Raw genomic sequence first — 14,121 nt, forward strand, 5'->3', positions numbered from 1 at the left:
TGATATTACTCCGCAAGAGATTCATGAGATAATTCAGAATCATCTTGAAGATATTACCGTATTTCTTCAAGCAATAAGAGAGCTCCTTAAACACCCTGAAAAATTCAATCTGTCGCTTGAATAGCAGTATAGGCATGAAGTATGGTACAAAAACTGTAAAACTATTATTGGCATGTGCAGTTGTTTTTGCTATTAGCTATTTTTATCTTTTATATTACCGTAACGCTTTCTACGACCTGACCGCCGACGAAGGGTACATCATTTATGGAGCCAAGAGGGTACTGGACGGGCAGATCCTCTATAAAGATTTCTTTCAATTCTATCCTCCCGGTGATTTCTACTTACTTGCCTTTGTGTTTAAGCTCTTCGGATACAGCTTTATCATGGCCAGGGAAACTGCGGTTGTAATAGACAGCCTGATCAATACACTGCTATTTTATTTCAGCTATAAAGCGATACGATCATGGTATGCAATCCTGCCACCCCTTTTTTTTCTCATTCTTGGGTATCCGAATTGGATGCAGTACAGCCATTATTGGTCAAGCATGCTGTTTTTATTTATATCCCTTGCCTTTTTCCTGATTTATCTTGAACAAAAGAAGAGCATTTATATTTTCTCGACCGGTATCTTTACAGGTATAACGGGTCTGTTCCTTCAGACGCCTGCCGCGTATGTATCTTTACTGCTGCTCTTCCTTTTAATTTCTGAAGGAAGACAGGGATTGCTGAGAAAGGTCTTGTTCTATGTGGCCGGCATCGGTATTCCCTTGATCATCGCCTTTGGATTTATTGCATACCAGGGCGCCTTGCTTGATTTTATCAGCCAACAGTATTTCATGAGTAAAATATATCCGGAAGCAGTCACCTTTAATCCTATAGCGCTGTATTTCCGTCACTTTGGAAAGTACAGTGTCATATTTATGATCTATACCGGTATAGCAATCCTCTCCGGTGGTGCTTTAATCTTTTTTAAGAAGAAGCTCTCACATCCGGTAAAAATAATCTTTATAGGAAATATCGTTCTGTTTTTTACAAGCAGCAGCAGGATGGACTTTGACCATATACTGGTCAATTCAGCAATGGTATTCGTTGTGGTTTTGCTGCCTGTAAAATGGTTGTTGGACTATCTTAAACATAAGCATAATTGGGGATTTAAAGGCGCAATTATCGCATGGAACATTACTGCTGTTATACTTGTTCTCTGGGGTGTCATTTCCATGAAAACAAATATCCACAATATACATACAAGCGCCTATAACCTTAATTTTAATGGTACCAGTGTCTGGACATTCAATCAGAAAGAGGCATATAAAATAAAAGAGTTCTTTCCGGAGGCCAAAAAGATGCTTGGCGGAGACCAAAGCGTTTTTGTTTATCAGTATTGTCCCATTATCAATGTATTCATGCACTTGCATAATCCAGTGTATATAGATTGGATACCGGCTTTGACGGATATGCCTGATTACGGACCGTATGGGTTTGAGAGGGCCGTACAGGAGTTGATAAAAAAGAAGACCCAGTATATCATTTATTGCAACTGGCCGCAGGATTATATCGATGCCGTATTAAAAACGGAAGGGAAGTTGTATCATGTTAATGTACTCGATAAGTATATTGCATCAGCGTTTACCCCAATATTAAAAGTCAATGAATTGATCCTTTATAAAAAACATTCATGATGAATAATATGAGAGACCGTAAAAGGAAAGATACAGGAGAAACAAGCTCCATTGCCGGTGAATATGATTTGCCACCACGCATGAGATCAAAGGTGTTGTATGGCAGGATAAAACTATTGTCTGTAGTTACCATAGTCTTTATTGTCAGCTATTTTTATCTGTCATATTTTCGCAATCATTTTTACGCCTTACTTGCCGATGAAGGGTACATATTTTATGAAGCTAAGAGGATATTAGCAGGGCAGATTATATATAAAGATTTTTTTCAGCTACTTCCACCAGGAGACTTTTATTTACTTGCATTGATATTCAAGGTGTTTGGAACGAGTTACGCGGTTGGTATGGAAACTGCCGTGATAATGCAAAGTATGGTCAATACATTGCTCTTTTATCTCGGCTACAAGGCAATCAAATCATGGCATGCAATCTTATTACCCCTGTTCTTTCCTATACCCGGATTCTTGAATTTCATGCAGTACAGCCATTATTGGTCCAGCATGTTGTTTTTATTTATGTCTCTCGCTTTTTTTATGATTTATCTCGATCAGCATAAAAATATTTATCTATATTTAACAGGCATCTTTATAGGCATAACATGGCTGTTCCTTCCAACAACAGGTACGTATGCGGCTTTATTGTTTTCCGTAGTTTTCATTCTGGAGAAAAGGAAGGAAAAAGAATTCAACAAACAAATTGTTTCATTTCTCATAAGTATGAGCATTCCCTTGATTATTACATTTGGGTATCTCGCATTGCAAGGTGCTTTCTTTGATTTCATAAAGGAATACTTCTTCGGTATTTCTGTCTATTCAAAAGGATGCACCATAAACCCTATAAGTCTGTATTTCAGCGGCCGGGGGTATCCCCTTTACCCCTATAGCTTATTGTTTATATCCTTTATTGGTATGGCGGTAGTATCCGGTATTGCCTTAATCTTTTTCAGAGGGAGACTCTCAAACCCCGTAAAGGTGGTCTTGATGGGGGATATCATACAAGTTCTGTCCAGCAGCAGCAGGATGGATTTTGATCATATACTCATTAATTCAGCACTGTCATTGGTTATCATACTATTACTTGTAAAATGGGTATTCGAACATACAGAAGGCATATCTGAAGTATTACATCGGTTGCTTCGTTATCTCTTTAGCGGTGTTGCCCTGGCAGGTGCTGTCTTGTGCGTGCTCATTATGTACTCAAATATTATCAATAGGTATGAACATGCGTACACAATGGATATCAATGGCACTCATCTCTGGACATACAACAAACAACAAACCTGGGAAATAAATCAGTTCTTTCCAAAAGCAGAACATATCTTAAAAGGTAATAAAAATGTATTTGTATATCCGTATTGTCCTCTTGTATATGTTTTCTATCATTTCAATAACCCGACTTTCATGGATTTTATGTTTGCAAATCCTTTACTGTCCGCTATGCCTAATTATGGTCCTTACAGTTATAACAGGGTCGTACAAGAGTTGATAAAAGCAAACACACAATATATCATTTATTGCAACTTTCCGCAGGATTATATAAACTTCGAATTGGGGTTAGATCACATACACGAGCAAAAAAATGTGGTGGATGAATTTATCGGCTCTGAGTTCATACCGGTATTAAAGGTAAATCAATTAATCCTGTATAAAAAACGCTAATGTATTCTTTTCGGATAATTAGTAAACATGATTTTGTCCCTCTTTGGTAAAGAGGGGTAAAAGAGATATTTCAAAATATATTTAGAAAAAGAGCGAATGAAAATAATAAATCCATTGAGAAAACTTCATTTTAGAACAATTGGTGGTAGCGGTAGCACTCAACTCCCATCAACCCGGAAATCGATATATCACCGATTAAAATTGATAGCTTTCTCTAACGGGGTAAAATTATTGTTAGCATGTGTAGTTGTTCTTGCTGCCAGCTATTTTTATCTCTCCTATTTCCGTGATCACTTCTATAGGCTCTATGCTGACGAAGGATACATCATTTACGGTGCCAAGCGAATATTGAACGGCCAGATTTTGTATAAAGATTTTTTTCAGTTTTACCCGCCGGGTGATTTTTACTTGCTTGCCTTAATATTTAAGTTGTTTGGATATGGTTTTACGGTTGCCAGAGAAACTACCATAGTAATACAAAGTCTCATTACTACATTGCTATTTTATCTTGGTTATAAGGCAATAAAATCATGGCATGCAATCTTATTGTCTTTCTTTGTCGTACGGGTCGGGTTTTTGAATTTTATGCAATACAGCCATTATTGGTCGAGCATGCTATTTTTATTTATAGCCCTTGCCTTTTTCCTTTATTATCTGGAACAAAATAAAAACACCTTCCTTTATTTAACTGGTTTCTTTATTGGTATAACCGGACTGTTTCTCCAGACAACTGGCGCGTATGCTGCCGTATTATTTATTCTAGTAGTGATACTTGAGAAAAGAAAAGAAGAAGGTTTATTCAAAAGGCTCTTTATGTTTCTGATGAGTATCAGCATCCCATTGATTATTGCATTTGGATATATTGCATATCAAGGAGCGATCATTGATTTTATTAAAGAGCAGTATTTTATGAGCAAGGTATATGGAGTTGGAGGAACGTTAAATCCCATAGCAGTATATTTTAATGATATTGGGCCTGAGAGCATCGGGTTTTTATTATACACTGCTACAGCAATTATATGCGGTAGTATCTTAATATTATTTAGAAATAGGCTCTCAAATCCGGTAAAAATAATTTTCATGGGTGATATAATATTATTTTTAAACAGTATCACCAGAATGGACTATCTCCACATACTCATAAATTCGGCGATGTGGTTTGTTGTTGCAGTACTTTTTGTAAAATGGCTGATTGAAAATACAAAACGGATATCAGCTATTTTATATAAGTTTTTATATTATGCTTTTGGAACTGCTTCTGTTTTATTCATAGTCTGGCGTATTGTAGTTATACAATCGGAAATTATGCATATCTATCAATATTCATATAAGATGAATATTGATGGCACTCATTTATGGACATTCAATACAAAACAAGCTTATGACATAAACGAATTTTTCCCACAGGTGGAAAAAATATTACATGGTGATAAGAATGTATTTGTCTATCCTTATTGCCCACTTATTTATGTCTTATTCGATTATAAAAATCCAACTTTTACAGATTTAATACCAACATTTATGAATGTTCCTGATTATGGAGAGTACAGTTTCAATAAAATAAAAAATGATATTAGGAGAAACGAAACAAATTATATCATTTACTGTAACTTGCCTAAAGATTATATAAATAGGGTGTTAGCATTAGAAAAGAAACATTACCATATAGACGTGCTTGATAAATATTTCACTGCTCATTATATTCCGGAATTAAGAGTGAACAACTTAATTCTCTATAAAAAACATTAACCAGCTCGTAAGATTATTTATTGAAAAGAGCATATGAAAAAATATCAAAGGCTGCATGACCTTTCCTAAATAATTCGGTTAATGAAGATACCTTACGAAGCTGTTTCCATATATAGGACGGACGCAGATAAAACCGTTTATTCGCAAGCTTTAAAAGATTAATAGCTTCCTCGTATGATAAAGGGTTTTCCCAGTAAGCCTTCAGATTATGCTTGCCTGGATGAACTGCGAAATCCATATAAAAGTCATGAATTATACCATTTTTTATAGCATTAGTGTAAAGTTCAGTGCCAGGTAAAAGAACCATATACATAAATTGTGCATAATCAGGGTCCAGTTCTATAGCGAAATCTATTGTTCTCAATGATACTTCCTTTGCTCGTCCTGGAATGGCAAGTATAAAATAAGTAACCACTTCTATGCCTGCATCTTTGGTAAGTTTGACAGAATTGCGGACCATCTTAGTAGTAATGCCTTTCCTTAAATATTTTAATGTTTCATCGTCGCCAGCTTCAACTCCAAAATTAATTCTGCGGCATCCTGCACGATATAATAATTGAAGTATTTCTGGATTAATCTTATCAGCCCTTGCCCGAATGCCAAAGCGTATTGGTATACCACGGGTAATAATTCCTTCACATATAGATCGTACTCTTTCCTCGCTGAAATTAAAATTATCGTCATAAAAGTTAATTTCTTTGTATCCCATGTTCGCACATTCTGATATTTCCATTATAATATTTTCCGGGGATCGTGATCTAATTGAGCGAAAGGGAACATCACAAAAGGTACATTTAAATCTGCAACCGCGGCTTGATATCATTGTTGTAGAAAATGCATTTGTATCAGAAACAAATTTATAAGCCTCCAACGGGGCAAGCTTACGCGCAGGGAAGGGCAATGCATCGAGGTTTTCAATCAATGACCTTGGTGGTGTAACTATTAGAGTACCATTGTTGTTAAGATATGTACCTCGAACGTTTTTAAGAGGCATACCATTTGCAATAACTTCAACGAGTTCTGTCATTACTATCTCACCTTCTCCTGGAACAACGGCATCTATATAAGGCAACATAGCTGTTTGAGCTGGATATATATATGCGTGTGGGCCTCCTAATACCACAAAAGTATTCTGGTTTATTAATTTAGTCCTTCGTGCCACTTCAAGAGTATCAAGTAAGTTAAGCGTATATGCACTTATACCAACAACATCAGGCATGTATGCTCTGATTTCTTGTTCAATAGCATCATAAGAAAGATCATATAATTGAGCATCAAGTATTTTTACATCGTGATCGGTATGAGCCAGCAGATAGGATGCAATATACAATAAACCTAATGAAGGTAATCGAGTAGTTGAGTCAGCATGTCGCATATACTTGGGCGCATCTACAAACAGCATCTGCCAATCTGTTGGATTTATTAGTAATACCTTCATTGTATATAGTTTAATTGGTTTTAATAGACAGTGTCAATATAGAATATCATTCAATAAAATTGCCCTTGCAAAAAGATAATTATTAACTATATGATATTTATATGAGAATCCTATTGATAAAAAGCGGAAACACAGGAGCCCGTGCTACAGGCATTACTCCTCCCCTTGGATTGATGTATATAGCCTCTTATGCAAGGACATACAGAAATGATGATGTAAGGATCTTTGATATAAGGTTTCATAAGCAATATCTTGATGATATAGAAAATATTATATCCAGCTATAAACCCGATATTGTCGGTATAAGTGCATTGACCCTTGAGGCACCTGCTATGTTCCAAATTGCGCAGCTTATTAAGACAATTGATAAAAGTTTGCCTGTTATTGCCGGTGGACCCCATACCAGTTCTGTTCCTGAAGAGGTAATACAAAATAATAATATAGATATAGCTGTCATAGGTGAAGGAGAGATCACATTTAAGGAAATTCTTGATGCTTTTGAGGGAGATAAGGCATTAAGGAATATCGATGGTATTTGTTTCAGAGCAGACAATGAAACAGTAATTTCAAGATTGAAAATGAATCTTCCACAGATGCAAAACCTTAGACAGCGCTCAATAGCTGTTGATACTATAACAATGGATGAAGTGACTACTGTGGTAAGGACAAGCGGCAGACAATATCTTCAGGAGCTCGATTCATTACCTTTTCCTGCATGGGACCTTATTGAAATAAAAAGCTATGCAAAGCATGGAAGTATGAGTAATGTAGGGATGCGTCCATATATGGTTGTTTTCACATCCCGGGGCTGTCCGTTCCATTGCACATACTGCCACAATATCTTCGGAAAACGATTCAGGGCAAGGTCTGTCAGTAATGTGATTAAAGAAATGGAGATATTACTAGGCGTATATAATATCAATGACTTCGAAATTATAGATGATATATCAAACTTTGACAAAGAAAGATTAAAGACAATCTGCAATGAGATTATAGATAAGAACTTGAAAGTCCGATTGTCATTTCCCAATGGTGTACGGACAGATCTGCTGGATGAAGAAACCATTCATCTCCTAAAAAGAGCAGGGACGGCAGAAATAAGTATAGCAGTGGAAACGGCTTCATTAAGACTGCAAAAACTTATTAAGAAAAATCTTAATCTTGAAAAGGTAAGAAAGATAATAGATATAGCAGCCCGTGAGCGTATCTTTTTGAGAGGGTTTTTTATGATTGGATTTCCAACTGAAACTGAGGACGAATTGAGAGCAACGATAGATTTTGCCTGTAAATCAAAGTTGCATATTGCATTCTTTTTTGTTTTAAATCCATTTAAAGGTACAGAAATTATTGATCAGATACGGAGCGCCGGTAAGCAATTACCGGATATTAATCTTGAGAGTTTTGATTATATGGCAAACCCCTTTAATCCAAGTGCCGTAAATGATAAAAAATTTCACCGGTTGTATGTGCGGGCTTATATAAGGTTTTATTCAAATCCTATAAGGATACTAAGAATATTAAGAGATAAACCCATGTACAACGACTTATTTATAAGGTTCTTAAATTTGTTTAGAAATTACATTCCTGCGCCTTCAGGCAATAAAAAGTTAAAAGCCAGAGATAAAGATGTTTAAGATCTTACTTGTCAAAAGTACCACTGCTTATTCTAAACACACGGGTACACCGCCCCCGCTTGGCATTATGTACTTAGCTTCATATTTAAGCGAAAAAACCCAATATGCGGTGAGGTTGTTTGATGCCAGAATGTATAAGGAACCTGTCAAAGAGTTTTATAAATTGATGTCAGCATATCAGCCTGATATAATAGGAATAAGTGCCTTAACGCTTGAAGCTGCTTATCTGCACACTATTAGTCACATTGCGAAATCCATTGACAGTCATGTTAAAATTGTAGCCGGAGGGCCATACCCAACATCAACACCAGCCAAACTGATGAACGATAAGAACATAGATGTTGGTGTTATAGGCGAAGGGGAGGTTACATTCAAGGAGCTTCTGGATACGTACGAATACGACGGCGACCTGCATAACATCAGGGGTATAGTTTTTAAATCTTACGATGGAATTATTTCAACACCTGCAAGACCATACATAGAAATGCTTGATAGCCTGCCATACCCTGCGTGGAATTTAATAGATTTAGACGCATATTTCAGGAGAAGGGGCATGAGTACTATAGGGATAAGGCGGTACATGACGATCTTTACATCTCGTGGCTGTCCATTCCATTGTACGTATTGTCACAACATCATGGGTAAAAAATTCAGGGCACGGTCGGTTGACAATGTACTCGAGGAAATGAGAATATTGAGAGAGAAATACGATATCAAAGACTTTGAGATCATAGATGATATTTCAAATTTCGATAGAGAACGGTTCAAACAGATTCTACGCGGCATAGTCGGCAGGGAATGGGGCGTTACCTTATCATTCCCGAATGGTGTAAGGACGGATATGCTTGATGAAGAGATTATTCATCTTATGAAAAAAGCAGGAACCTCGGAGCTTTCCGTTGCCATAGAAACAGCCTCCTCAAGGCTTCAGAAGCTGGTGAAAAAAAACTTACACTTAGAAAAGATAAAACGGATGATAGAAATAGCAGTGAAGGACGGTATCTTTGTACGAGGGTTCTTTATGCTCGGTTTTCCCACAGAGACGGAAGAAGAATTAAAAGCGACCATAGATTTTGCTTGCGGGTCTCAATTACACGGTGCAATTTTCTTCAAGGTTAACCCATTTGGTGGTACTGAGCTTTATAAGCAAGCGTATGAAACAGGCAAGCTGCCCGCAGACACGCACACATCCAATTTTGATTACTACGCCACATCTTTTAACCTCAGCGATCTTTCAAACGCAAAATTTAATCGCCTTTATACGAAGGCATATCTAAGGTTTTATTTCTCTCCAAGAAGGATCATTAGTATTCTGAGAGCAAAAAAAATATGGAACGATCTGTTCTTACTTGGTCTCAGAGTCATAGAGATATCATTCATAGGAATATTTAAAAAGAACAAACAATTGGAACCTGTTGATATCAATATTGTTTATCCTGCTCATAAGAGAATGAAAGAGAACATATTCTATCTCAAGGATAAAGAAAAGAAGAGAAATACCTTATAGAAGGGTGCTCCCAAAAGAAGTTTTCTTGAAGCAATTCATACTAATCCGCTGAGAAATCTATGAATGCTCATAATTTTGTATATTTTCTTCAACGGGTGAATGGAGTTCCTGAAAAGGGACGGTAGATGAGTTGTCCGTACCAAGCAATTCTGCAATTGATAAAGGATGGGGTCTATAATGACGATAGCGGCCAAGCAAAGAGCCACAGCTCTTTCTATACATGTCAAGTCTGGAACTCCCTGTTACAAGGATATTGAACCGTTCTTTATGTTTATCGAATTCTTATTTTTAATAGTTTTTCCAGTTTTTATATTTATGGATTTCATCAAAAATAAAAAGCAGTCAGTCCGGTTTTAAAATGCCGTTTAGAATCGTTATTATTATCCGAATTGTTGTGAAATGTCAGGCTTTGTCGCAAGCAGATAAAGATTCTTGCCGAAGGATTTCTTGAAAAAGCGGTCGAAGATTATACTGACAGGGAATACATATTTATCGTAAGCTGTTAAAGCCGTTGGATTCAGGTCTCCCCGTTTGTTCCCGATTAACTTATAGAGTACGGTGGCTAAAAAACCAAGACTATCAACATAATTGGCTTTATTAACCACAAACCCTGCTTCTTTTAATTTAGGTTCCAATTCTCCCATTGTATATCTGCGGAAATGTCCCACTTTTTTATCCATGCTGCTATATAAGGTCTGAAAGGCAGGCACATAAATCAAAATGCTCCCTCCGGAACGCAGTTTGCTGTAGAGCTTTTTTATTATTAAAGAATCCTCTTCAGCATGCTCCAGTACATTGAATGAGTAAACATAATCCACACTTTCATTTTCGATATCATCCAAGGTTTGCACAACAGAAAGATGTTTGTTTTTTAAAATATCACCCATTGCTTGATCCGGCTCCACGCAGAGTATTTTATAATCTTCTTGAGAAAGAAAATCTGCAAAGGTTCCGATTCCTGCGCCAAAATCAAGTATAACAGCGTCTTTATTTTTTAAAAATGAATGTACTAATCTCAATAAATATTTATTATAATTTACTGCGATTTGCATGACCTCAAGATTATATTGCCCGCTATGCATGATGTTTCCTTTGCTGTACGAAATGTGTTTTATATACTCTGTGAAATATACCAAAAATGCCGTCTGTTAAAAACTGAGAGGAGATCATACATACAAGAGATATTTCTCAAATTCAGTAATATTCTTATTAAAGAATGCCTTTACAGAATTCCATTTCCACGCATTTCCTTTGCGCATGATAATTGACGGCGCAATCTTGCGCAAATTATTTATCGCGTGTTTTGATAAGAGTTGTATAAACAAGTTATTTCTTCTTGTGGAAGATGAAAATAAATAGCCCAGAAATTGGCTGTTAAAGGAAGCAATTCTTTACTCATTTTTACCACTTTTATGATTTCATCATTAGAATATATGGAGCGTAGTATCTTAAGATCTTCTGGAGAACCGAAATTCAAAATCCTTGCTATAATATAATTTTTATTTTCGAGAATCTTTATTTTGTCGGCATCCCAAAAAAGTGCTGAATTGAAAATATGTTTTGGATCTCTTATTCTTATTTTGATTGCCATATAATTTATATACTATAATTGGCATCGCAAATCAATAATCAGTTGATAAAAAACGGCTTCATTAATTATACGGTGGGGTGGACATGTATATCCGCGTCTCTCAATCGAAAGGCTTATTTTGTAGATACGCGATCATTTTATTCTCGATGCGGCCTTTTGTTACGGTGTCCAGTATAATGCCGGTCATAAAGCTTAAGAAAGCTATCAGCATTATACCCATAGATAAAACAGCGGTTGGCAATTTAGGTACCAAGCCGGTTTCAATAAAATGATATATGACCGGTATTCCAAGAGACAGGGATATAATGACCAATAAAAAGCCTATTAAAGAAAAAAATGGAAGGGGCTTTTCATGGCGGAACAACGAGATAATCAATTTCAGTATTTTAAACCCATCAAAGATAGTTCTCAATTTACTTTCAGAACCGGGAGACCGCGCGTAGTAATTGCCTTCTCTGTGGCCAATGGGTATTTGAAGCTGCAAAGCATGGATGGCTATTTCTGTTTCAATATCGAATCCCATAGATTGGATGGGAAAAGATTTTACAAAACGTCTGGATAAAACCTTATAGCCGGAAAGCATATCCTGAATATAGTTACCGAAGATTGTGTTGACTGCTTTTGAAAGCAGTTTACTGCCTAAAACATGCCCGGGTCTGTATGATTGCGATTCAGTGCCTATTCGGATGCAATTAACCAATTCATAGTGTGACTCTATAGCTAATTGCAGCATTGATGCTGCTAAACCTGCATCGTAGGTGTCATCGCCGTCTGTCATAATATAAAAATCGGCTTCGATATCACGGAACATGCTTCTCATTACATTGCCCTTGCCTTGCCGTTTTTCGTAGCGTACAATGGCGCCGGCTGCCCGTGCAATCTCGGCGGTATGATCTGTGGAATTATTGTCGTAGACATAAACAACAGCATCCGGCAGGGATGATTGAAAGTTGTGAATTACTTTTGTAATGGTAGCTTCTTCATTATAGCAAGGGATCAATACTGCTATTCGAGGCTGGCTTATTTCTTTCTTATCAATATTGTTCATAAGCACCTCCCTTAATATTTAGTAATTGTTCTATTCGCTTACAAAGTACACTTATACCATGTGTCTGTAATTTATGTCTATTATAAAACATAATTACATCTTTTTAGCTAATACAAGTAATTTATAAAAAGGATTAACGGGGATATTGAATTTTAATTTCGGAATACGATTCAAATCCAATTTATTGCTTATTCCCGCATTAACCAGGAGATGGGAAATAAAAGAGGGCAAGGATTGTTTTTTACTTATATATTTTGTGGCGAGTATTGTAAAGCCCGTTTGTTTCAGAATATGCGAAATTGTAGTTTTTGAGAAGAACACAAGATGTTCAGGCAGCCGCTGGATCTCTTCCCACTTACTTTTAACAATTCTTGCTGCAAGCGCATCAATGTTCGGTGTGATGATAGCAAGTATGCCGTTCTCTTTCAGGATCCTGTTTATTTCAGTCAGTTCTTCTTTTGGATTCTGCAAATGTTCTATTGTGTCAAACATCGTGATAAGATTGAATGTTCCTGAGCCGAAATTAAAATCCAGAAGGTCGCCCTTTTCGACATCAAGCTTTATTGTATTCATGCAGTAATCAACTGCATATGATGAAATATCTATACCTTTGACAGGGGTAAACCCCCTCTCCTTAGCCAACTCAAGGAATAGGCCGGGTCCGCAGCCAATATCAAGCAATGGACCCATATCCGTATACTTCTGTATGCGTTCAATGACTTTATCGAACTTATCCCTGATGTTTTGTTTATCGCCAATATAGTCGTCATACCCGAAATATTTGTTCTTATCTAAGTGATACCACGCAGGGTTATGGAAATAAATTTCCGTATAAAGTTCAACTAATTCTTTTTTAGAAATCTCGTCTTTTACGAAAACAAAGCCGCAATCTTTACATCTTACGACATTATAACCTTTTACCTTATAAAGATCCTGGATATTCAGGCTTTCGCACAAAGAACACTTGGTTAGCATTCTTGTTTTCTTAATAGAGAAATGGAAGAAGTGCAATATAAAAATCAGGAATCGATAACCAACTGGCCGGCACTACACTTCCTGAAAAAAGTGTAGAATCATGTAATAGTGCTTAGATCTGTTAAGCAGATAAATATGGTGCCTCCCTTTCCCCTCTTGTGTTATCAATGATAACTATGCTATTTTAGAGAGCGCGTAATCTGAATGAAAATACAAAACCAGAAAACATTACCATGAAAACATTGCCATGAAAGTACTATTGGTTAACCCGAAGCTCAGGCTTGATAATATACTGCCTGTCCTCGGATTGGGATATCTTGCCAATGCAATCAAAGATAAATATGAGGTGAAGATCCTTGATTGCATGAAGGAAGATTTTACCCTTGATGATTATGCGCGTTACCTTAAGGATTACAAACCCGATGTGGTCGGTATTCAGTGTTTTACTTATGATATTTATATCGTAGCTGATTATCTCAAACAAACAAGGCGGATTTTGCCCGATGCCATTACCATGATCGGCGGTCCTCATCCGACAGCAATGCCTGAAGAAAGTATGGGCTTTTTTGGTATCACACTTGACTATGCCTTCAGGTCTGAGGCAGAGGAAGGTTTACCGGAGCTTCTTAAACTTATAGCGTCGAAAAGCGTTATAAATGACAACTTATCAAGGGTTAAAAACCTGATATGGAGGAATGGAGATCAAATTGTAGTTAATCCTATTACCTATATTCCTGATATCAGCAAACTTGGTATGCCTGCATGGGAGCTTATGCCTCCCGGCACTTATCCAAAGTCTCCTTTTTCTGCATTTTATAAAAAATTGCCATGATACTTACACCTTA

General features: G+C 36.7%; 11 protein-coding genes. 6 read left to right on the top strand and 5 right to left on the bottom strand.

The window, feature by feature from the left end; genetic code table 11:
• Positions 1–134: 134 nt before the first annotated feature.
• The 3 genes from M1381_00770 to M1381_00780 all read left to right on the top strand — a co-directional run bounded on the left by M1381_00770 (position 135) and on the right by M1381_00780 (position 5,083).
• Positions 135–1,679 carry a hypothetical protein gene (locus M1381_00770; GenBank protein ID MCL4477622.1) on the top strand — a complete coding sequence of 515 codons (1,545 nt, stop codon included), beginning with the start codon at positions 135–137 and terminating at the stop codon, positions 1,677–1,679.
• A gap of 8 nt (positions 1,680–1,687) precedes the next feature.
• A complete protein-coding gene (locus M1381_00775; protein MCL4477623.1) occupies positions 1,688–3,334 on the top strand; it encodes a hypothetical protein in 1,647 nt (548 codons plus the stop codon).
• Positions 3,335–3,946: 612 nt separating this feature from the next.
• Positions 3,947–5,083: a hypothetical protein gene (locus M1381_00780; protein MCL4477624.1), complete on the top strand. Its 1,137-nt coding sequence runs from the start codon at positions 3,947–3,949 to the stop codon at positions 5,081–5,083.
• Between the two features lie 13 nt (positions 5,084–5,096).
• Here M1381_00780 and M1381_00785 read toward each other — a convergent pair whose 3' ends face one another.
• Positions 5,097–6,521, bottom strand: coding sequence for a B12-binding domain-containing radical SAM protein (locus M1381_00785; protein ID MCL4477625.1), 1,425 nt, complete (start codon positions 6,519–6,521; stop codon positions 5,097–5,099).
• 101 nt (positions 6,522–6,622) lie between these two features.
• On the opposite strand from M1381_00785, the gene M1381_00790 reads away from it, so the two are divergent.
• Together M1381_00790 and M1381_00795 are read left to right on the top strand one after the other, a co-directional pair.
• Positions 6,623–8,155, top strand: a complete 1,533-nt coding sequence (locus tag M1381_00790) for a B12-binding domain-containing radical SAM protein (GenBank protein ID MCL4477626.1) — start codon at positions 6,623–6,625, stop codon at positions 8,153–8,155.
• Positions 8,148–9,662 (top strand): B12-binding domain-containing radical SAM protein, encoded by a 1,515-nt coding sequence (locus M1381_00795; protein MCL4477627.1) that lies wholly within the window; start codon positions 8,148–8,150, stop codon positions 9,660–9,662. Before M1381_00790 ends, M1381_00795 begins: the two co-directional genes overlap by 8 nt.
• Positions 9,663–10,042: 380 nt before the next feature.
• Here the strand turns inward: M1381_00795 and M1381_00800 are convergent, their stop codons facing one another.
• The 4 genes from M1381_00800 to M1381_00815 form a co-directional block, all read right to left on the bottom strand.
• The gene (locus M1381_00800; protein MCL4477628.1) at positions 10,043–10,744 is read right to left on the bottom strand and encodes a class I SAM-dependent methyltransferase; all 702 of its coding nucleotides are present in this window, start codon (positions 10,742–10,744) and stop codon (positions 10,043–10,045) included.
• 209 nt (positions 10,745–10,953) lie between these two features.
• Positions 10,954–11,253, bottom strand: coding sequence for a hypothetical protein (locus M1381_00805; protein ID MCL4477629.1), 300 nt, complete (start codon positions 11,251–11,253; stop codon positions 10,954–10,956).
• A 100-nt stretch (positions 11,254–11,353) separates the two neighbouring features.
• Positions 11,354–12,301 (bottom strand): glycosyltransferase family 2 protein, encoded by a 948-nt coding sequence (locus M1381_00810; protein ID MCL4477630.1) that lies wholly within the window; start codon positions 12,299–12,301, stop codon positions 11,354–11,356.
• A gap of 93 nt (positions 12,302–12,394) precedes the next feature.
• Positions 12,395–13,276 (bottom strand): class I SAM-dependent methyltransferase, encoded by an 882-nt coding sequence (locus M1381_00815; protein ID MCL4477631.1) that lies wholly within the window; start codon positions 13,274–13,276, stop codon positions 12,395–12,397.
• A 247-nt stretch (positions 13,277–13,523) separates the two neighbouring features.
• Between M1381_00815 and M1381_00820 the strand changes: the two genes are divergently transcribed.
• The gene (locus M1381_00820; protein MCL4477632.1) at positions 13,524–14,108 is read left to right on the top strand and encodes a cobalamin-dependent protein; all 585 of its coding nucleotides are present in this window, start codon (positions 13,524–13,526) and stop codon (positions 14,106–14,108) included.
• The last annotated feature ends 13 nt before the right edge of the window (positions 14,109–14,121 follow it).

It is taken from the genome of Deltaproteobacteria bacterium (assembly GCA_023382265.1).
Taxonomy (GTDB): domain Bacteria; phylum JAMCPX01; class JAMCPX01; order JAMCPX01; family JAMCPX01; genus JAMCPX01.